This is a genomic window from Streptomyces sp. NPDC029466 (genome assembly GCF_055574515.1).
This window is the reverse complement of the sequence record NZ_JBVHZH010000077.1, coordinates 1-20,439: the sequence shown is the minus strand read 5'-3', so window position 1 is coordinate 20,439 and position 20,439 is coordinate 1. Positions and strand designations below refer to the sequence as shown.

15 protein-coding genes are annotated in these 20,439 nt (G+C 70.9%); 7 read left to right on the top strand and 8 right to left on the bottom strand.

Annotated features, from left to right (window positions below; translation table 11 throughout):
* Positions 1-167: 167 nt before the first annotated feature.
* Positions 168-2,999 carry a preprotein translocase subunit SecA gene (secA, locus tag ACZ4XD_RS35690; protein ID WP_468049455.1) on the bottom strand — a complete coding sequence of 944 codons (2,832 nt, stop codon included), beginning with the start codon at positions 2,997-2,999 and terminating at the stop codon, positions 168-170.
* 249 nt (positions 3,000-3,248) lie between these two features.
* Here secA and ACZ4XD_RS35685 point away from each other — a divergent pair, with 249 nt between their 5' ends.
* Both ACZ4XD_RS35685 and ACZ4XD_RS35680 read left to right on the top strand, forming a co-directional pair.
* Positions 3,249-3,881: a GNAT family N-acetyltransferase gene (locus ACZ4XD_RS35685; protein WP_468049453.1), complete on the top strand. Its 633-nt coding sequence runs from the start codon at positions 3,249-3,251 to the stop codon at positions 3,879-3,881.
* A gap of 132 nt (positions 3,882-4,013) precedes the next feature.
* On the top strand, positions 4,014-5,240 hold the full coding sequence (locus tag ACZ4XD_RS35680) for a winged helix-turn-helix domain-containing protein (protein ID WP_468049449.1): 1,227 nt from the start codon (positions 4,014-4,016) through the stop codon (positions 5,238-5,240).
* A 96-nt stretch (positions 5,241-5,336) separates the two neighbouring features.
* Here the strand turns inward: ACZ4XD_RS35680 and ACZ4XD_RS35675 are convergent, their stop codons facing one another.
* The 7 genes from ACZ4XD_RS35675 to mtnA form a co-directional block, all read right to left on the bottom strand.
* On the bottom strand, positions 5,337-6,098 hold the full coding sequence (locus ACZ4XD_RS35675) for a response regulator (RefSeq protein ID WP_042155329.1): 762 nt from the start codon (positions 6,096-6,098) through the stop codon (positions 5,337-5,339).
* 233 nt (positions 6,099-6,331) lie between these two features.
* On the bottom strand, positions 6,332-7,018 hold the full coding sequence (hpf, locus tag ACZ4XD_RS35670; RefSeq protein WP_042155330.1) for a ribosome hibernation-promoting factor, HPF/YfiA family: 687 nt from the start codon (positions 7,016-7,018) through the stop codon (positions 6,332-6,334).
* Between the two features lie 294 nt (positions 7,019-7,312).
* On the bottom strand, positions 7,313-8,041 hold the full coding sequence (locus tag ACZ4XD_RS35665) for a ComF family protein (protein WP_468049442.1): 729 nt from the start codon (positions 8,039-8,041) through the stop codon (positions 7,313-7,315).
* 169 nt (positions 8,042-8,210) lie between these two features.
* Positions 8,211-10,094: an LpqB family beta-propeller domain-containing protein gene (locus tag ACZ4XD_RS35660; protein ID WP_468049439.1), complete on the bottom strand. Its 1,884-nt coding sequence runs from the start codon at positions 10,092-10,094 to the stop codon at positions 8,211-8,213.
* A complete protein-coding gene (mtrB, locus tag ACZ4XD_RS35655; RefSeq protein WP_468049437.1) occupies positions 10,084-12,135 on the bottom strand; it encodes an MtrAB system histidine kinase MtrB in 2,052 nt (683 codons plus the stop codon). Before mtrB ends, ACZ4XD_RS35660 begins: the two co-directional genes overlap by 11 nt.
* Before the next feature lie 64 nt (positions 12,136-12,199).
* Entirely contained in the window at positions 12,200-12,877 is a 678-nt protein-coding gene (gene mtrA / locus ACZ4XD_RS35650; RefSeq protein ID WP_042155333.1) for a two-component system response regulator MtrA, read from the bottom strand.
* Positions 12,874-14,043 (bottom strand): S-methyl-5-thioribose-1-phosphate isomerase, encoded by a 1,170-nt coding sequence (gene mtnA / locus ACZ4XD_RS35645; protein ID WP_468049433.1) that lies wholly within the window; start codon positions 14,041-14,043, stop codon positions 12,874-12,876. The genes mtrA and mtnA overlap by 4 nt, the downstream gene beginning before the upstream one ends.
* Before the next feature lie 152 nt (positions 14,044-14,195).
* On the opposite strand from mtnA, the gene ACZ4XD_RS35640 reads away from it, so the two are divergent.
* Genes ACZ4XD_RS35640 through ACZ4XD_RS35620 form a run of 5 tightly spaced genes read left to right on the top strand, consistent with a single transcriptional unit; the run spans position 14,196 to position 20,007 of the window.
* Complete coding sequence (locus ACZ4XD_RS35640) at positions 14,196-15,818, top strand: DUF7847 domain-containing protein (RefSeq protein ID WP_468049431.1); 1,623 nt, start codon at positions 14,196-14,198, stop codon at positions 15,816-15,818.
* Positions 15,819-15,822: 4 nt separating this feature from the next.
* Positions 15,823-16,515, top strand: coding sequence for a DUF4129 domain-containing protein (locus ACZ4XD_RS35635; protein WP_468049427.1), 693 nt, complete (start codon positions 15,823-15,825; stop codon positions 16,513-16,515).
* Positions 16,512-17,741 (top strand): DUF4350 domain-containing protein, encoded by a 1,230-nt coding sequence (locus ACZ4XD_RS35630; RefSeq protein ID WP_468049425.1) that lies wholly within the window; start codon positions 16,512-16,514, stop codon positions 17,739-17,741. The genes ACZ4XD_RS35635 and ACZ4XD_RS35630 overlap by 4 nt, the downstream gene beginning before the upstream one ends.
* Positions 17,722-18,687 carry an AAA family ATPase gene (locus ACZ4XD_RS35625; RefSeq protein ID WP_042155342.1) on the top strand — a complete coding sequence of 322 codons (966 nt, stop codon included), beginning with the start codon at positions 17,722-17,724 and terminating at the stop codon, positions 18,685-18,687. Before ACZ4XD_RS35630 ends, ACZ4XD_RS35625 begins: the two co-directional genes overlap by 20 nt.
* Before the next feature lie 9 nt (positions 18,688-18,696).
* Positions 18,697-20,007 (top strand): DUF58 domain-containing protein, encoded by a 1,311-nt coding sequence (locus ACZ4XD_RS35620; RefSeq protein ID WP_468049422.1) that lies wholly within the window; start codon positions 18,697-18,699, stop codon positions 20,005-20,007.
* The last annotated feature ends 432 nt before the right edge of the window (positions 20,008-20,439 follow it).

The following is a 20,439-nucleotide window of genomic DNA, read 5'->3' as shown; positions in this document are numbered from 1 at the left end:
TACGCGACCCCCGTTTGCCATGGCGCCCCCCCCAACCCGCCCCCCCCCCTGCCCGGGGGGTACCTGTTCCCCCCCCCCAAACCCAGCGGTCCCCCCCCCCTTCCCCCCCGCGGGGCCCCCCTCCGCGCCGCGACCCGGGCACCTGCCCGGGTCGCGTCAGCGCTCCGTTACTTCTTGCGGCGTCGCCCGGCGCTCTTCTGGGCCTTGCGCCGCTCGGCGCGGGTCAGACCGTCCGCCTCGGAACGGGCCGGGCCCGCCTCCTCGTCGCTGATGAAGTCGCCCTCGATGACGCTGCCGTCGCCGTCCACCTTGGGCGCGGTGAAGTGCAGCCGGTCCGGACGCTGCGGCGCCTCCAGGCCCTTGGCGTGGATCTCCGGGCGCACCGCGGCGGCGGGCACGCCCTCGCCGGCGCCCTTGTCCAGCGAGGCCGGCTCCACCGCTTCCTGCACCGGGACCTCCTCGACCTGCTGCTCGACCTGGACCTCCAGGTTGAACAGGTAGCCGACGGACTCCTCCTTGATGCCCTCCATCATCGCGGTGAACATGTCGAAGCCCTCGCGCTGGTACTCGACCAGCGGGTCCTTCTGGGCCATCGCCCGCAGGCCGATGCCCTCCTGGAGGTAGTCCATCTCGTAGAGGTGCTCACGCCACTTGCGGTCCAGGACGGACAGCACGACGCGGCGCTCCAGCTCCCGCATCACATCCGAGCTGAGCTGCTGCTCACGGGCGGCGTACTGCTCGTGGATGTCGTCCTTGATGGCCTCGGCGATGAACTCGGCGGTGATACCGGCACGGTCGCCGGCCTCCTCCTCCAGCTCCTCGATGGTCACCTTGACCGGGTAGAGCTGCTTGAACGCGCCCCACAGGCGGTCCAGGTCCCACTCCTCGGCGAAGCCCTCGACGGTCTCCGCGTGGATGTAGGCGTCGATCGTGTCCTCCATGAAGTGCGTGACCTGCTCCTGCAGGTCCTCGCCCTCCAGGACGCGGCGGCGCTCGCCGTAGATGACCTCACGCTGGCGGTTGAGCACCTCGTCGTACTTCAGGACGTTCTTCCGCGTCTCGAAGTTCTGCTGCTCGACCTGCGACTGGGCGGAGGCGATCGCCCGGGTCACCATCTTGTTCTCGATCGGCACGTCGTCGGGGACATTGGCCATCGCCATGACCCGCTCGACCATCTGCGCCTTGAACAGCCGCATCAGGTCGTCGCCCAGGGACAGGTAGAACCGCGACTCGCCCGGGTCACCCTGACGGCCGGAACGACCGCGCAGCTGGTTGTCGATCCGCCGCGACTCATGCCGCTCGGTGCCCAGGACGTAGAGCCCGCCGAGCTCCTTGACCTCCTCGAACTCCGCCTTGACCGCGGCCTCGGCGCGCTCCAGGGCGGCGGGCAGCGCGGCCGCCCACTCCTCCACGTGCTCGACAGGGTCCAGACCGCGCTGGCGCAGCTCCGCCTCGGCCAGGTCGTCGGGGTTACCGCCGAGCTTGATGTCCGTACCACGGCCGGCCATGTTCGTGGCGACCGTCACCGCGCCCTTGCGGCCGGCCTGCGCGATGATCGGTGCCTCACGGTCGTGCTGCTTGGCGTTGAGCACCTCATGGGCGACACCGCGCTTGTTGAGCTGCTGGGAGAGGTACTCGGACTTCTCGACCGAGGTGGTGCCGACCAGGATCGGCTGGCCCTTCCCGTGCTTCTCGACGATGTCCTCGACGACCGCGTCGAACTTCGCGGTCTCGGTGCGGTAGATCAGGTCCGCCTGGTCCATACGGACCATCGGGCGGTTCGTCGGGATCGGGACGACACCAAGCTTGTAGATCTGGTGGAACTCGGCGGCCTCGGTCATGGCCGTACCGGTCATGCCGGAGAGCTTGTCGTAGAGACGGAAGAAGTTCTGGAGGGTGATCGTGGCGAGCGTCTGGTTCTCGTCCTTGATCTCCACCCCTTCCTTCGCCTCGATGGCCTGGTGCATGCCCTCGTTGTAGCGGCGGCCGGCGAGGATACGGCCGGTGTGCTCGTCGACGATCATGACTTCGCCGTCGATGACGACATAGTCCTTGTCGTTCTTGAAGAGCTCCTTGGCCTTGATCGCGTTGTTGAGGTAACCGACGAGCGGGGTGTTCACCGACTCGTACAGGTTGTCGATACCTAGCCAGTCCTCGACCTTGCTGACACCGGACTCATGGATGCCGACGGTGCGCTTCTTCTCGTCGACGTCGTAGTCGCCGGTCTCCTCGATGCCGCGCTGCGGGTTGGCGGCCTCGCCGCGCTTCAGACGGCGCACCAACTTGGCGAAGTCGCCGTACCACTTGGTGGCCGAGTCCGCCGGGCCGGAGATGATCAGCGGCGTACGGGCCTCGTCGACGAGGATCGAGTCGACCTCGTCGACGACCGCGAAGTTGTGGCCCCGCTGGACGAGTTCGTCCTGCGACCACGCCATGTTGTCACGCAGGTAGTCGAAGCCGAACTCGTTGTTCGTGCCGTAGGTGATGTCGCAGTTGTACTGCTCGCGGCGCTGGGCCGGCGTCATGTCGGCGAGGATGCAACCGACGGTCAGGCCCAGGAACTTGTGGACCCGGCCCATCATCTCGGAGTCGCGCTCGGCCAGGTAGTCGTTGACCGTGATCAGGTGGACGCCCTTGCCGGACAGCGCGTTCAGATACGTCGGGAGGGTACCGACCAGGGTCTTGCCCTCACCGGTCTTCATCTCGGCGACGTACCCGAGGTGAAGGGCCGCGCCACCCATCAGCTGGACGTCGTAGTGCCGCTGGCCGAGCACGCGCTTGGCGGCCTCACGGACCGTGGCGAACGCCTCGGGCAGCAGGTCGTCGAGGCTCTCGCCGTCCGCGTAGCGCTCCTTGTACTCATCCGTAAGGGCGCGCAGCTCCGCGTCGGAGAGCGCCGCGAAGTCCTCCTCGATGGAGTTGACCTGGCCCGCGATGCGGTGCAGTTTGCGCAGGATCTTTCCTTCGCCTGCACGCATGATCTTCGTCAAGACGGACACTTGGGCTGGTCTCCTTGCCGGTCGGGCCTGCACGGTCGAGTGCGCGGGCGCGGCATTTTTCCAAGGGGGCAGGCCCCGCCGCAACGGCCATCGTAAAGGAGGACGCTGCCGGGCCGGGAGGTACGCCGCAGGGAACCCCGCCGTCCCCTCCTCACGTGAACGCACGACGCCGCGAGAAGGTGCCGGGCGGGTGCCGCCATCACGCCGAAAACCCTTCGCCATGGTTCGGCGAGCTTGCAGACTCACGTCATGGAGCCCGTCACCCTGACCACCGAGCGCCTCATGCTGCGCCCGTTCGAGCCCTCCGACGCGCCCGCGGTGCACGCCGCGTGCCAGGAGCCCGATATCCAGCGCTGGACGGGCGTCCCCTCACCCTATGGGTTGGCGGACGCCGAGCAGTTCACCAGCGAGTCCGTCCCCGAGGCCTGGCGCGATGACACCGCCTACGACTTCGCCGTCCTCACCCGGGCGGACGGCGCCCTGGCCGGCGCGATGGGGCTGGTACATCTGGCCCGGCTGCGCACCCCCGAGCGGCAGGCCGAGCTGGGCTTCTGGACCGCGAAGGAGCGGCGCGGCCGCGGGTACACCGTCGAGGCGGCCCGCGCGGTGCTGCGCTGGGCCTTCGATGACCTGGGCGTGGAGCGCATGGAGTGGCACGCGGAGGCCGGCAACGAAGGCTCCCGGGCCGTGGCCCGCAAGCTCGGCTTCCGGATGGAGGGCACCCTGCGCGCCAAACGGGTGCACGAGGGCACCCGCCGGGACGTCTGGATCGGCTCCCTGCTCCCGTCCGACCTGACCGGCATGGCCGGGCGGCCCGGCCCGTCCGGCTCCCGGGGCCCGGCCGCCCCGGACGCGACGCCGTATCTGCCCTACCCCCGCTGAGCACACGTCCGCACGGGCCGCACCGCGCCCTCCCCCCCGCCGCGCCCCTCCGGCCGCGCCCGGCCACCACCGCCACCAGCAGTTCTCGCAGGTCCGGGGCCGTTGTCAGTGCCCGCCCCTACGCTTTCCCGCATGACCGCCGTGACGCAGCGCGCACCCCAGCCCCCGCCCGTGACCGCCCTGTCCCGCGACGACGCCCGGCGTATGGCGCTGCGGGCCCAGGGCCTGCTCGGTGCCCCGGACCGCCGGGCGGGGGTGCGCGGGGTGCTGCGGCATCTGGGTGCGGTGCAGCTCGACACGATCTCGGTGCTGGCCCGCTCCCATGAGCTGGTGCCGTACGCCCGGCTCGGCGCCGTCGGCCGCCCCGCCGTCGAGGCCGCCTACTGGACCACCGCTCCTTCTGACGCTCCCGCGGCACGACCCCACAGCTTCGAGTACTGGTCGCACGCCGCGTGCATCCTGCCCATCGAGGAGTGGCCGCACTTCGCCTTCCGCCGCCGCGCCCGGCGGGCCAAGGGCCACCGCTGGCACAGGATGGAGGACTCCGACCGCTCCTGCGCCGCGGTCCTGGACCGCCTGACGGCCGACGGCCCGCTGACCACGTCGGAGCTGGGCGGCGGGCGGAACGGCGGGGAGTGGTGGGACTGGTCCGAGACCAAGATCGCGGTGGAGTGGCTGCTCGACACCGGCCAGGTGGTCTGTACGGAACGCCGCGCCTGGAAGCGGGTCTACGACCTCGCCGAGCGCGCCGTCCCGGAGGCGCTGCTCCACGACGATCTGGACGACACCGAGTGCCTGCGCCGTCTGGTCGCCCAGGCCGGAGCCGCCATGGGCGTCGCCACCCGCGCCGACCTGGCGGACTACCACCGCCTCAAGGCCGAGCAGGTCGATGCCGTCGTCGCGGACTCCGGGCTGGTCCCGGTCGAGGTCGAGGGCTGGGGAAAGCCCGCCTGGGCCGACCCCGCCGCACTGGCCGCCCCGCCCCGCGGCCGGCACCGCACCACCCTGCTCTCGCCCTTCGACTCCTTGATCTGGGACCGGCCGCGCACGGAACGGATCTTCGGATTCACCCACCGCCTGGAGGCCTACGTCCCACGCCCCCGGCGGGTACACGGCTATTTCGCGATGCCCCTGCTGGCGGGCGGGCGGCTGATGGGCCGGGTGGACCCGGCCCGCGAGAACACCACCCTCGTGGCCCGCCAGGTCTCGATGCAGGGCCCCAAGGCGGTCGCCCCGATGGCCCGGGCCCTTCGGGAGACCGCGGACTGGGTCGGCTGCGACTCCGTACGCGTCGACCGCTGCGACGACGGGAAACTGGCCGCCGCCCTGCGCTCAGAACTCACCCACATGAGTGACTAGCTACCGCCGGCCGAGGGCTCCGGGGGCGCACACCGCCCCCGGTCACCCGGCACACCGGAAGGCCCGGCGCCGGATCGCTCTCCCCGGCCGGCCCACTCACCGGATCTCGAGGATCTTCTCCCGCATCGCGTAGACCACCGCCTCCATCCGGGAGTGCAGCTGAAGCTTCTCCAGGATGTTGCGGACGTGGTTCTTCACCGTGTTCTCGGAGATGAAGAGTTCCTTGGCGATATCGCGGTTGTTCATGCCCGTGGCGACCAGCTTGAGGACCTCCAGCTCACGATCGGTGAGCCGGGGCGCGGGCACCAGCCGGCGCTCGTCCGTACGCTGGATCATCGACTTGAACTCCGTCAGGAGCTTGGACGCCATCGAGGGGCTGATCTGCGACTGGCCGTCCGCCACGGCGCGGATCGCGGTCGCCACCTCGTCGGTGGAGATCTCCTTGAGGAGGTATCCGGTGGCGCCGGCCTTGATCGCGTCGTAGAGATCTGCCTCTTCGTCGCTGATCGTGAGCATGATGATCTTGGCGCTGGGGGCCACCTCCTTGATGGAGGTGCAGGCCTCGATGCCGCCGCGCTTGGGCATCCGGACGTCCATCAGCACGATGTCGGGCAGCAGGTCCGCGGCCTTGTCGACCGCCTCGGCACCGTCCCCCGCCTCGCCGACGACCTGGATGTCCTCCTCCTGGGCCAGAACGATCTCCAGGCCCCGCCGGAAGAGTGCGTGATCATCCACGACCAGGACCCGGATCGGCTCCTTGCGCGGCACGCTTACGGCCCGGCCGGCCCCGTCATCGCCCCCGGCACCGCTGTGGTCATCATCAGCGTCATCGCGCACGGGCCCGAAACTGTCCCCCATTGATCCTCCCCGTCAACTACTCGGCCGAGAGGCCGGAGCTTGGAAATAAGGCTGGTTGACAACAGCCCCCTGCGGCCGGCCCGATCAATGCCATACGACTGTCTCCCCGGCTCGTCGCCGTTTCGCGTCCCCGTACTCCCTGGCCGGCACAAACACTATACGGCTTCAACTCCTGCTCTCTCCGGGCACGATGGTGCCCCCGGCGTACGCCGGGGGCACCGAGCGGGTGGGGTTCAGCCGCCCAGCGCGCCGCCTGCGCCGCCGGGCTCCTCCTCCCCGAACAAGTCGGGGTTCAAGTGGATGACTCCGTAGTCGTATGCGTGCCGCCGGTAGACGACGCTCGGCAGCTTGGTGTCGGCGTCGACGAAGAGGTAGAAGTCGTGTCCGACCAACTCCATCTCGTTGAGCGCCTGGTCGAGATGCATCGGGGCGGCCGAGTGGGTCTTCTCGCGGACGATCAGGGGCCCTTCACCCTGGACGTCGATCGACCCCATCCTGGTGGTCGGCACCTTCTGCTCGGCCTCGGCGGCGAGTTCCCCGTTGGTGTTCAGACTTGCGGCGTCGGGCACGGTGACCGCGACCTCACTCGCCGGAATGCGGCCGTTGCCGCGACGCGAGTAGCGCTTGTCGTGCTGCTTCCGCAGACGCGCCTCGAGCTTGGCGGTTGCCAGATCCAGCGCGGCGTACGGATCGGCTGCGGCCGCCTCGGCCCGGACCACCGGGCCACGGGAGCGGAGGGTGATCTCCACTCGGTCGGAACGGTCGGCCTGCCGCGGGTTGGGCTCCTTGGACACCTCGACGTCCAGGCTGATCACCTTGGCGTCGAGCTTCTGGACTTTGTCCAGCTTCAGCTTCTCGGCCACGTGCTTGCGGAACCGCTCGGGCACCTCTGTCTTGCGGCCCTTGACGACGATGTCCACGCAGAACTCCGTTCCCGGATCGCTCCGCTCTTCAAGCGGAGCAATTCCTTCTTGCACCAGGCTCCGGTGGTTGCCGAAGCCTCGGACTTGGCGACTTTCACCTCCTCCTCCCCCGACGACAAGCTCTCCACTCCCCCCGTTTTCAGGGTCGCCGAAAACGCCCCTGAACGCATTGATCGCGACATTCGAGGCAAAACACTCGCCAAGTCCTCACAACCGAACATAGCTCTCCCGGACGGATGTCGGCACCCCCTCGGAGCCGTCGGCTCCATTTGGGTGACTTTTCCTCCCCGGCTACATACGACGTGGTAATGCCTCGCTTCGCGCGCCGTTGAACTCGAAAGCACTGCTCGGCGCCGCCACCACCGCGGCTCCGGCCACCCGTCCGCCGGCCGCCGTGACCGCCCGCGCCGCCTCGGCGAGGGTGGCTCCCGTCGTCACCAGGTCATCCACCAGCACCGCTGGCTGCGCCGTCAGCAGCCTCGCCGCCCCGACCCGCACCTCCAGTGCACCGGCGACATTCGCCAGCCGCTGCCGGGCGCTCAGCCCCGCCTGGTCGGCCACCGCTCGACGCTGCCGCAGCACCGCGAGCACCCTGGCCCCCCGTCCCGCCCGCCGCAGCTCCCCGGCCGCCGCCAGCGCGATCCTGCGCACCGGATCGTGCCCACGCCCCGCCACCGATCTTCGTGCCGACGGCACGGGCACCAGCAGCAGCGGCCCGCCGCCGGTCCACAGCCCCCGCACGGCCCCGGCCAGCACCGCCCCCAGCGGCCCGGCCAGCCGCAGGGCACCCCGCTCCTTGTGGGCCAGCAGCACCGCCCGTGCCTCGTCGGCGTACGGCGCCCCCGCCCACACGCGGGGCAGTCCCACGGGTTCCGGCCACGGTCGCACCCGCCGCGCCCCGCGCCCGTCCCGCGCCAGCACCCGACGGCATTCGGCACACAGTTCCGTACGCGGCCGACCACACCCCGCACAGTCGACCGGCAGCACGAGACCGGCCAGTTCGCGCCACACCCCCTGCATGACTCCACTGTCCCGCCGTTCCCGCCCGGCCACCACCCCTGTGGATAACCGCGGCCGCGGACATGTGGAAATCAGCCGCACGCGGGGCAGCACGGCAGTCCGGGCCCACCGTGGTCCCCGGCCCCGGCCTCACCTCGCAGGCGTCGTACCGAGGCCCGCGCCCTCCGCGTCACCCGGGATAGACCGGCGCCGTCCCGTCCTTCGCCACGGTCTTCCAGTTCGCGTCCGGCGGCAGCCGCACGATGCCCTCCGTGGCGTCGGCGATCAGTGGCCTGGTCTCGTCCTCCGAGGCGGCCACCGACTTGACACCGTTGACGCCGGGCAGCGTCTGCGCGTTGGACGCCGAACCGTCGGTCTCCATGAACTGCATCTGCTGCACCCCGCCGGACTCCCGTCCGACCACCACCAGCCGGCTGCCGCCCGCCCAGGACGCGGCCACCACGTCCTCCAACTGGGGTGCGATCGGCCGCAGTTCCCGCACCGAGAGCTCTGGATGCGCCGAACTTCCGCCCCGCTCCACCCGGCCGAGCTGGAGCGTGGTCCGCCCCTTGTCCTCCACCAGGAGCGCGATCCGGATCCCGTCCGCGGCCACCTTGATCGCCTTGATCCGCCGCCCGTCCAGGCCGGGCACCGCGACCTCTTCGGGGTCGCCCTTGCCCTCGCGCATCCGCAGCAGCCGCGAACCGTGCGCGGCGGCGTCCGCGATCCACAGATCGCCCAGCCCGTCCCAGCTCGGCGCGGTCAGCCCGCCGTCGGCGCCCTTGGCCGGGCCGGAGCTGGTCAGCAGCGGCTCACCGCGTTTGACCTCGTCCTCCATACCGGCCACATACAGCGACCGGCCGTCGCTCGACACCCCGGCCGCGGTGTCCTCACCGCGCGAGATGGCGATCGAACGCAGCGGGGTGTGGCCCGTTCCGAACGGTCCGCGCACCGGCGTCGGTTCGGTCGCGTAGTCCGACATGGCGACGACCTTGTGGTCGGCGTCGATGAAGTACTCCCTGGCGGCGCGCCCGGTGCCCGGGGACGGGGCGAAGTCGCGCTCGGCCTGCTCCTGGGAGAGCTCACACAGCGAGTTTCCGCTGTTGTCCTGGAGCTCCACCTCGCTGACCTTCGAAGCCCGCGTCATGTCCTGGACGGTGAAGAAGAGCTGAGCCGCCATCCGCTTGCACTGGGCGCTGTCCGTGCTCACCGCCTGTTTGCTGAGCTTGACCCGCAGCGCGTTGGAGTCGTCCAGCGCCAGATCACTCGCCGCGAGCCGGGTGCCGGACGGGAACGCCGAAGTCGTCACCTGATTCAGCCAGTTGGTGGGGCCGGACAGCAGCGCCTCCACACTGGCCGTGATCGGCTTTATCCGCTGCCGCAGATAGACCGGGTCCGCGACGAGCGCGTTCCGGTTCACCTTCGGCTCCTGCGACTCCGAGTGATAGGACGCGAAGTAGTACTTGTTGACCGAGCGGTAGATGCGCTGGAAATCGGACAGCCCGAGCACCAGCCCGTTGGGCAGCCGGTCGATACGCCACTGGCCGCCCTCCTTGATGAGGTGGATCGTCCGGCGGTACGGCTTCTCCTCCGGGGTGTAGGCGTGGCTGTCGTCCACCGTCGCCACCTGGCTGCCGGAGAGCGTGACCGTGTAGCCGTTGGCGTCCTCGCGATTGGGCTGCGTCTTCGGCTCGGCCTTCGGACGCTCCTGGAGCACATTGGTGGCCCGGAACGGCCGCCAGGTCCGCTTCGCCGACTTGGCCAGATACTGGGTGGCCGTCCGGAAATCCGCCTCGTCGCTGGTGGTCGCGTCGAGGAAGCTGCGCACGATGTTGGTGGGCTGGGCACCGTCCTGCGGGGGCACGCCGTAGACCCGTACCTGCGACTCCCCTTCGGAGCGCGGCGACTGGTCGACGGAGGTCACCTCCCCGCCGTCCGGCATCGACGCGCAGCCGGCCAGCAGCACCGCCGCACAGCCGAGCAGCAGAAACTTCCGCGCCGGTCCGGCTCCCCTGCGGGCACGGCGGCGGGACTCGGTCCCTTCCTCGTGCTCGCCTCCGCGCTCAGTTTCCACGCAGCCCGCCTTCCCGCTCCACGCCCTGTCCGGCTTCCTGCTCGGCCCCGCTCCCGCGGACCGGCTCGTCGGTGCGCGCGCTGTCACCACGCGCCGCCGCTTCGCTCCGTACGCCCCCGGTCTGCGGCACCACCCGGGCACCACTACCGGGCAGCGCCGTCGGATCGGCCTCCGGGCGGGCCACCTTCGGCTCCGGTACGGGGGAGGCCGCATCACCAGCCTGCGCGGCACGTGCCTGCACCGGGATCGTGGACGCCTTGCGGCCCGCCCCGGCACGCGGCTGACCGGCCTCGTCCAGTCCGCGGCGGCGCCGCGAGTCCTCCGGCTCCAAGGGGATCGGGGAGCCGCGCAGCGTCTCGCCGGCCGTACGCGGCAGCGTCAGCCGGAACTGCGAGCCACCGCCCGGCTCGCCCCAGGCCTGAAGCCAGCCGCCGTGCAGCCGGGCGTCCTCGACGGCGATGGACAGGCCGAGTCCGGTACCGCCGGTCGTACGGGCCCGGGCCGGGTCCGCGCGCCAGAAACGGTTGAAGACCCGGGTGGCCTCGCCGGGCTTGAGGCCGACGCCGTAGTCCCGCACCGCGACGGCCACCGCGCCGCCGCTCTTGCCGCCCGCGGAGGCCAGCCGCACGATCACATCGCGGCCCTCGCCGTGCTCGACGGCGTTGACGACGAGATTGCGCAGCACCCGCTCCACCCGGCGGGGATCGGCCTCGGCGATGACGGGCTGCTCGGCGCCGCGCACCAGGATGCGGGTGCCCTTGCGCTCGGCGAGCGGCTCGGCCCCTTCGATGACGCGGTGCACCACATCGCGCAGATCGACCGGCTCGGCCTCCAGCGCGGCCGCGCCGGCGTCGAACCGGCTGATCTCCAGCAGCTCCGCCAGCAGCGATTCGAAGCGGTCGAGCTGGCCCCACAGCAGCTCGGCGGAGCGCGCGGTGGCGGGATCGAACTCGTCCCGCGCGTCATGGATGACATCGGCCGCCATCCGTACCGTCGTCAGCGGCGTCCGCAGCTCGTGCGAGACATCCGAGACGAAGCGGCGCTGCATCCGGGACAGCTCCTCCAGCTGCTGGATCTTGACCTGGAGGTTCTGCGCCATCTTGTTGAAGGACTCACCGAGCCGGGCGATGTCGTCCTCGCCGGTGACCTTCATCCGTTCCTGGAGCAGGCCGGCGGCCAGCCGCTCGGAGATGCCCGCCGCCATCCGTACGGGGGTGACGACCTGCCGCACCACCAGCCAGGCGATCGCGCCGAGCAGGATCACGACGAACACCCCGGCGGTCGCGAGGGTTCCCGTCACGAGCTTGAGCGACTCCTCTTCCTGGGTGAACGGGAAGAGGTAGTAGAGCTGGTACTGATTGCTGTTCGCGTCGTTGAGCCGCTTGCCGATGATGAGCGCCGACACGCCGTCGTCCGACCCGATGCGCTTGATCTGGGTGTACTGGCGGAACGTCCCGGCCTTGGTGTCCAGCTTCCGCCGCAGGTCGGCGGGCACGCTCCGCTCGGGATCGACATCGCCGGAGGCGCGCGGCCCGCGGGTGCCGGGACTGGAGTCGCCGAACGGTTCGTCGGAGTCGGAGCTGAGCGCCACTACGGAGAAGACGCCCTGGCCACCACTGGCGAGCTGTTCGACCAGGCCGGTCAGCCAGGTCGCGGAGTCCTGGGTGCCGCGGTTCCCCGTACGGGCGCCCTCATCGGGCTGGGTGTCGTCGGCGCCGTCCGCCATCTTCTGGGCGACGCTGAAGCCGCCCACGGCCTGACTCTGCGCGGCCTGGGCCTTGGCCGTGAGCAGGCCGTTACGGACCTGTCCGACGACCACGACGCCGAGCAGCAGCACCACGGCGAGCGACATCAGCAGGGTGGTCGCCACCACGCGCAGCTGGATGTTGCGCCGCCACAGCCGCAGGGCGGGCAGCAGCGGCCGCCGCACCCAGCGGCTGAAGAGCCGCAGGAGGGGGTGGACCGGCCCGCTCACCGCGCCGTCGGGCAGCAACTGCCCACCACGCAGCAACCAGGCCGACAACCTGCCCGAAAAGGACATATCACCCGCCGGGCCGACGGTGCGCCCCCGCTTTCCCTCCGGGGCCGAACCGTCCCGGGTCATCTCAGCTGGGCCCGGCCTTGTAGCCGACCCCGCGCACGGTCACCACGATCTCCGGCCGCTCCGGATCCTTCTCGACCTTGGAGCGCAGCCGCTGCACATGGACATTGACCAGCCGGGTGTCGGCGGCGTGCCGATAGCCCCAGACCTGCTCGAGCAGCACCTCACGCGTGAACACCTGCCACGGCTTACGCGCCAGCGCCACCAGCAGATCGAACTCCAGCGGGGTCAGCGCGATCGACTGCCCGTCCCGCTTCACCGAGTGGCCGGCCACATCGATGACCAGGTCACCGATCGCCAGCTGCTCGGGCGTGGGCTCCTCCGAACGCCGCAGCCTGGCCCGGATCCGGGCCACCAGCTCCTTGGGCTTGAACGGCTTGACGATGTAGTCGTCCGCGCCCGATTCGAGCCCGACCACCACATCCACCGTGTCGCTCTTGGCGGTCAGCATGACGATCGGCACCCCGGACTCGGCCCGGATCAGCCGGCAGACCTCGATACCGTCCCGTCCGGGCAGCATCAGGTCCAGCAGCACAAGATCGGGCTTGGTCTCACGGAAGGCCGCAAGGGCCTTGTCACCGTCCGACACGAACGACGGCTCAAAACCTTCGCCGCGCAGCACGATGCCGAGCATCTCTGCCAGTGCGGTGTCGTCGTCGACGACCAGGACGCGTCCCTTCATTCGGCCATCATCCCATTACCTGATCGTGACTTACTCCATCGTGACGTGGAACACACCTCTGCCAGCCCGTCCCGGGACACCGGAGACACCACTCCCGCCTCCGTGACGATCGCCGTCACCAGCTCCGGCGGAGTGACGTCGAAGGCCGGGTTGTAGGCCTGTGCGCCCAGCGGCGCCACCGGTATGCCGGTGCCTGCCTCCGCCCCGGGCCCCTGAACAAACGGCAACGAGAACTCCGTCACTTCCTGGCCCGGACGCTGCTCCACCTCGATATCCGCCCCCTCCTCGGTCTCCAGATCCACCGTGCTGATCGGCGCCACCACCACGAACGGAACGTGGTGGTACCGCGCCAGCACCGCCAGCGGATAGCTGCCGACCTTGTTGGCCACCGACCCGTCCGCCGCGATCCGGTCCGCGCCGATCAGCACGGCATCCACCTCACCCCCGGCGAACAGCGAACCTGCCGCACCGTCCGAGAGCACCGTGTACGCCATACCCGCCCGCGCCGCCTCGTAGGCGGTCAGTCGCGCGCCCTGCAACAGCGGCCGCGTCTCGTCCACCCACAGCCGGCGCAGCTCACCGGACCGGTGTGCCGCCAGCGCCACCGCCAGGGCGGTGCCCTCGCCGCCGGACACCAGGGCGCCCGTATTGCAGTGCGTGAGGATGCGGTGACCGCCGCCCGGCAGCAGCTCGCCCAGCAGCGCCAGCCCGTGCTGCGCCATCCGGGTGCTGGCCTCGATGTCCTCGGCGTGCACGGCCCGCGCCTCGGCCAGCGCCGCGGCCGCGCCGGCCCGAGCGCCGCCCCCGGCGAACGCCGCGCGATACGCGGCAGCCGCCCGCCGCACGCCGTACCCCAGATTGACCGCGGTCGGCCGGGCCTGCGCCAGCGCCTCCACCGCCTCCTCCACGTCAAAGCCACGTGCCGCGGCCAGCGCGACGCCATACGCACCCGCGATGCCCAGCAACGGCGCCCCGCGCACGGCCAGCGTCCGGATCGCCTGCACCAGCGCCGGAACGTCCGTGCAGACCAGCTCGACCTCCTCCGCCGGCAGCCGCGTCTGGTCAAGCAGGACCAATACGGGCCCCTCGGGCGGCTCCTCCCAACGCAACGACGGAATCGTGAGCGCCCCGGCGCCCCTCTCGGATACCTCGTCCTGATCGCCCATTCACTCAGTCTGCCGCCGATCGCCCCTCGAACAGAAGGTCCCCTCGTACTCCGGGCACGGGTACACAACGCCGGTGGCCATGACACGATGACTGCCACCGCGGACCCCGGACCCCCGCCGCCCCGGCGGACGGGCAGCAAGAAGGAGCGACGATGAACAACTCTCCGGGCTGGGCCTCGCCCGGATCCACTCCCTCCGACGAGCCGGCCCGCGGCACCCAGGAGCAGCCCGCCCAGGCAGACCCGACCGGCCCGGCCGGGCAGCCCTCCCCGCCGAACTGGTCCAAGGAGCAGCCGCCCGCCGGTCAGTGGTCGGCCCCCGCCGGCATCCCCGCTCAGAGCGGCCCGCACGGACGGCCTGACCAGGGCACGCCCGGCGACCGCACCCGTGCCACGGCCCCGGGCTACGGCGGGCCCGGCGGCTGGGGCGGCGCTCCGGGCCCCGGCACGCAGCCTCCCTGGGGCGGAGCCTGGGCCCCGAAGCCCCAGGCCGCCAAGCCCGGCGTCATCCCACTGCGCCCGCTCGCCGTCGGCGAGATACTCGACGGCGCGGTCGCCACCATGCGCGCCCACTGGCGCACCGTCCTCGGCATCTCGCTGATCGTCGCAGTGGTCGCGCAGACCGCCGTCACCGTGGTCACCGGCCTGTGGTTCCAGGACGCCGGCCGCGAGCCCGCCCTGTCGCGCGACAACCTGCCGCCGCTCCGCGAATCCATGGAACAGCTGGGCAATTCGCTCGCCACCACCGGTATCACCTCGGTGATCGGTCTGCTCGCCACCCTCATCGCCACGGGGCTGCTCACGATGGTCGTGAGCCGGGCCGTCCTGGGCCGCTCGGTGACCGCCGGGGATGCCTGGCGCGATGCGCGTCCCCAGCTCCCGCGCCTGCTCGGCCTGCTCGTTCTGCTCCCCCTGCTCCTCACGGCCATCCTCGCGATCGGTGTGGCGCCCGGCGTCCTCCTCATCGCCTCGGGCTCCGCGAAGGCAGGCCTGCTCCTCACCCTGTTCGGCGGCATGGCCGCCGCCGTGGTGACACTGTGGCTGTGGGTTCGCTACAGCCTCGCCTCCCCCGCGCTGATGCTGGAGAAGCAGGGCGTCATCACCGCGCTGCGCCGGTCCGCGAAGCTCGTACGGGGCGCCTGGTGGCGAGTGCTGGGTACCCAGCTCCTCACCTACCTCCTGATCGGCATCGTTCAGTTCATCATCCAGATCCCGGCCACCCTCGTCGCCTTCCTGGTCGGTGGCGAGAGCCTCATGGACTGGGCGAACGGCACCAGCAACACCACCGGCTGGTCGTTCCTGATCGTGCTGGGCGTCGGAGCCGTCATCAGCTCCACCATCACCTTCCCGATCAGCGCCGGCATCACGGCGCTCCTGTACATGGACCAGCGCATCCGCCGCGAGGCCCTCGACCTCGAACTCGCCCGCGCCGCAGGGCTCCCCGGCTACGGCGCCGACACTCCCACTGCTCAACCGACGCCTCCCGCTCCCGCAGCCACGGGCCCGGCCGAGGGTTACGCACCGGCGCCGGCCGCCCCGACCGCCACTGACACACCGGCAGACAGCGCGCCGGCCGGCGACCCCGCCACGGACCACACCGCGACGGACAACACCGCGGCAGACGGCTCCGAGACGGGCAGCGCCGAGACGGGCGACGCCGGCACGGAGACCACCGAGCCGGGCACCACTCCCACCGCCGCCAAGGACGCCCCGGCCAAGACCACCCCGGCCGAAGGCCCCGGGCAAGACCCTGACCACACCACTCCGGGAAGCTGATGCGGTGACCACAGGGGGGAACGGGGCCGCGCTCGGACGACTCTTGGCGCGCCCCAATGACGACATACCGGTGCGGACTCCGCGCCTCCCCGCCCGGGAGGCGGCCGAGCGCGAGCTGTCCGATCCGCGGTACCACCAGCACGACCCCAACCCGATCCAGCGTGCCCTCGACTGGCTCTGGCAACGCGTCAACGAACTCTTCAACGCGGCCGCCGACGCCACACCGGGTGGCTGGATCGGGATTCTCGTCCTCGCGGCCTTCGTCCTGCTGCTCCTGGTCGCCCTCCGGCTTCGGCTCGGGGCGGTGCGCCGCACTCCCACCACCAGCGGCGCGCTATTCTCCGACGCCCCCCGCACCGCCGCCGCACACCGAGCGGCCGCCGACCGGCACGCTGCCGAGGGCCTCTGGAACCAGGCGATCCAGGACCGCATGCGCGCCCTCGTCCTCGCCCTCGAAGAACGGACCCTGCTCACCCCCGGCCCGGGCCGCACCGCCGACGAGGCCGCCACCGAGGCGGGTTGGGCACTCCCCGCATACGCCGACCGGCTGCGTACCGCGGCACGCACCTTTGACGACGTCACATACGGCGGCCGCCCCGGCACGGAACCGGCGTACGCCCTGCTGACCAGCCTCGACACCGACCTGCAACACGCCAAGCCCGACCTGGCCACCACCCCGACCAGGAGCCGCGGATGACCACGGCAACCCCGGACGCCTCCGCGCTCCCGCCCACCGTTCGCAGCCTGTGGACCCGGTCCCGCGGACCGCTGCTCGCCCTCCTGCTGCTCGTCATCAGCGGCATGGTGATCGCCGCCCTTCAGTCCGGCGAACAACACGGGCGGCTCGACCCCCGATCCGCCGACCGGACCGGAAGCCGGGCCCTCGCCCAACTCCTGGCCTCTCACGGCGTCTCCACCAAAGTCGTGACCACCTCCGAGGAAGCCGCCGCGGCAGCCGGCCCCGACACCACACTCCTCGTCACCCGTCCCGACATGCTGACGCAAGATCAGCTGACGGGGCTGCACACCGCGACCGCCCACACCCCCGGCCGCACCGTCCTCCTCACTCCCGACTCCTCTTCCCTCGAAACCTTCGCCCCCGGCGTCCGGACGGATTCCCCGGCCGACCTCTCGGCCCGCCGGCCCGCCTGTTCCCTGCCGGAGGCCCGACGCGCGGGCAACGCCTTCCTGGGCGGCCGCAGTTACACCACGTCCGCCCAAGGCGCCGATCGCTGCTACCTCAGCGGCGACCAGCCCACCCTGCTGCGTTTGCCGGCCCCCCGCACCGGTCGCGACACCGTGCTCCTCGGCTCCCCCGACTTCCTCTACAACCACCACCTCGCCGAGCACGGCAACGCCTCGCTTGCCCTTCAACTCCTCGGTACGCACAAGCATCTGGTCTGGTACCTCCCCTCCCTGAGCGACCCGTCCGCTGCTCAGGACAACGAGCGCGGCTTCCTCGACCTCATCCCATCCGGCTGGTACTGGGCCCTGCTCCAACTCACCTTTGCCGCCGTCCTAGCGGCCCTGTGGCGCGCCCGTCGCCTGGGCCCGCTGGTGCCGGAGAGGCTCCCGGTCACCGTCCCTGCGGCCGAAACCACCGAGGGCCACGCCCGCCTCTACGAGCAGGCCAACGCGCGCGACCGGGCCTCGGCCGTGTTGCGCTCCGCGGCCCGCACACGACTCGCCCCCCTCATCGGCGTGTCCCCGACACACGCCCACACCCCCGACATCCTTCTTCCGGCCATTCACGCCCACTTGACCTCCGCCCCCGGCGTCGACGCAGACCTTCACCACCTGCTCTTCGGCGCGGCACCCGCAGACGACAAGGCGCTGGTCCACCTGGCCGACCAACTCGACGCACTCGAATCCTCGATCGTTCCCCAAGAGAGGCACGCCCCCCGTGAGCACCCCGACCGCTGACAGCGCCCGAGCCTCCCTGGAGGACCTGCGCACCGAGATAGCCAAGGCCGTTGTAGGCCAGGACCCCGCCGTCACCGGCTTGGTCGTCGCCCTCCTCTGCCGCGGTCACGTGCTCCTCGAAGGTGCTCCCGGAGTCGCCAAAACCCTGCTCGTTCGGGCTCTGTCGGCCGCTCTCGAACTCGACACCAAGCGCGTCCAGTTCACTCCCGACCTGATGCCGAGTGATGTCACCGGCTCGCTGGTCTACGACGCCCGCAGCGCCGAGTTCTCCTTCCAGCCGGGCCCCGTCTTCACCAACCTGCTGCTCGCCGACGAAATCAATCGCACGCCTCCCAAAACCCAGGCGTCCCTGCTCGAAGCGATGGAAGAACGGCAGGTGACCGTCGACGGCACGGCTCGCCCCCTCCCCGAGCCGTTCCTCGTGGCCGCCACCCAGAACCCCGTGGAGTACGAGGGCACTTACCCGCTCCCCGAGGCCCAGCTCGACCGCTTCCTGCTGAAGCTGACCGTGCCGCTCCCCGCCCGCCATGACGAGATCGACATCCTCACCCGGCACGCGGCCGGCTTCAGCCCCCGCGACCTCGGCGCCGCGGGACTGCGCCCTGTCGCCTCCACCGCCGACCTCGACGCCGCGCGAGACGCGGTCGCCAAGACCGCCGTCTCCCCCGAAGTCACCGGCTATATCGTCGATATCTGCCGTGCCACCCGCGAATCCCCCTCGCTCTCTCTCGGCGTCTCCCCCCGAGGCGCCACCGCCCTGCTCTCCACGTCACGAGCCTGGGCCTGGCTTACCGGCCGGGACTATGTCACCCCCGACGACGTCAAGGCGCTTGCTCTTCCCACGCTCCGACATCGCGTCCAGCTCCGCCCCGAAGCGGAAATGGAGGGAGTCACCGCAGACTCCGTGATCAACGCCGTTCTCGCTCATCTCCCCGTCCCTCGCTGAGACGACACCGTGGCCCTCACCGGACGCACCGCCCTCATCTCCGCATGCGGAGCCCTCTTCGTCGGCTTCGTGCTGCCCAGCTGGCTCGGCATCCTCACCGTCCAACTCGCCCTGCTGATAGCAATCTTGTGCGATCTCGCGCTCGCCGCGCCAGTGCGAAAGCTCCATTTCACCCGAACCGGTGACACAACAGTTCGACTAACAGGCGAAGCCCACACACACCTCACGCTCACCAATCCGAGCCGCCGCACCCTGCGCGCCCAGATCCGTGACGCCTGGCCCCCGACCTCCTTCCACCCCGGTTCGGACATCCCCGCGTCCCGCCACTCCGTGCGCATCCCCGCCGCCGAACGCCGCCGGCTCACCACCGCGCTCCACCCCACCCGCCGCGGTGACCACCGCGCGGTCCGTGTCACCGTCCGCTCCTACGGCCCGCTCGGCCTGGCAGCCCGGCAAGGAAGCCACCACGTCCCCTGGACGCTGCGGGTCCTTCCGCCCTTCACCAGCCGCAAACACCTCCCCGCCAAGCTCGCCCGGCTCCGCGAACTCGACGGCCGCACCAGCATTCTGACCCGCGGCGAGGGCACCGAGTTCGACAGCCTCCGCGACTACACCCCCGGCGACGACACCCGATCCATCGACTGGCGCGCCACCGCCCGCCGGCAGAACCTCGCCGTCCGCACCTGGCGCCCTGAGCGCGACCGCCGCATCCTGCTCGTCCTGGAGACCGGCCGTACCTCGGCGGGCCGCGTCGGCGACATCCCCCGCCTCGACGTCTCCATGGACGCCGCCCTGCTGCTCGGCGCCCTTGCCGCCCGCGCCGGTGACCGCGTGGATCTCCTCGCCTACGACCGCCGCATACGCGCTTCGGTCCAGGGCCGCACGGCCCGCGACCTCCTCCCGGCCTTGACCGATGCCCTGGCTCCCCTCGAATCCGAACTGATCGAGGCCGATGCCCGCGGCCTGGCCGCCACCATCCACCGCCGCACCCCACGCCGGTCCCTGATCGTGCTCTTCACCGGCCTGGACGCGGCCCCCGTGGAGGAAGCCCTCCTGCCCGTCCTTCCCAGCCTCACCCAACGCAACGAACTCATCGTCGCGGCCGTGGCCGACCCCCGCATCGAGGAAATGGCCGCCGGCCGCCACACCCCCCAGGCCGTCTACGCAGCAGCCGCCGCAGAACAAACCCGCGCCGCCCGCCGCCGCACCGCAGACCGCCTACGCCACCACGGCATCACGGTCATCGACTCCACCCCGGCCCATCTGGCCCCCGACCTGGCCGACGCCTACCTCACCCTGAAGTCCTCCGGCCGCCTGTAGGACCGGCGCCGCGTTGTCGGAACCTCCGGATACACGCAGTATCCGGAGGTCAGCGAACACGGCCCTTAGGCAGAGATGGACTCCGCAGACACCTCCGCCAGACAAGGGGCATGGCAAGGGCACGCTGGCACACGGTTGGCGACGACGCGCTACTGGGCACGAGAACAGCTCAAGGCCGCACTAGGAGCCCGGGAGAACGCTCCTAAGGAAAGCTAAAGAAGGTCTGCCACCGGGAGAGGCCGTCAGTAACGCCTCTCTGCCGGCACCCGACCAAGCTGACCAAGAGCCGAGCCAACAAGCAACCCCACCCAGCGACCGGTCGGTTTCCGTCCCTCCGGAAACGCGAAAAAGCCCCCCGGGAACTTTCGTTCCCGAGGGGCTCTCTCAAAAATTGTTCGGCGGCGTCCTACTCTCCCACAGGGTCCCCCCTGC

Excerpts from the sequence above, each read along its gene's own strand:
- ACZ4XD_RS35685 (WP_468049453.1), top strand. The coding sequence starts at position 3,249 with ATGGAGCCCGTCACCCTGACCACCGAGCGCCTCATGCTGCGCCCGTTC.
- ACZ4XD_RS35680 (WP_468049449.1), top strand. The coding sequence starts at position 4,014 with ATGACCGCCGTGACGCAGCGCGCACCCCAGCCCCCGCCCGTGACCGCC.
- ACZ4XD_RS35675 (WP_042155329.1), bottom strand. The coding sequence starts at position 6,098 with ATGGGGGACAGTTTCGGGCCCGTGCGCGATGACGCTGATGATGACCAC.
- ACZ4XD_RS35665 (WP_468049442.1), bottom strand. The coding sequence starts at position 8,041 with ATGCAGGGGGTGTGGCGCGAACTGGCCGGTCTCGTGCTGCCGGTCGAC.
- mtrB (WP_468049437.1), bottom strand. The coding sequence starts at position 12,135 with ATGTCCTTTTCGGGCAGGTTGTCGGCCTGGTTGCTGCGTGGTGGGCAG.
- mtrA (WP_042155333.1), bottom strand. The coding sequence starts at position 12,877 with ATGAAGGGACGCGTCCTGGTCGTCGACGACGACACCGCACTGGCAGAG.
- mtnA (WP_468049433.1), bottom strand. The coding sequence starts at position 14,043 with ATGGGCGATCAGGACGAGGTATCCGAGAGGGGCGCCGGGGCGCTCACG.
- ACZ4XD_RS35640 (WP_468049431.1), top strand. The coding sequence starts at position 14,196 with ATGAACAACTCTCCGGGCTGGGCCTCGCCCGGATCCACTCCCTCCGAC.
- ACZ4XD_RS35630 (WP_468049425.1), top strand. The coding sequence starts at position 16,512 with ATGACCACGGCAACCCCGGACGCCTCCGCGCTCCCGCCCACCGTTCGC.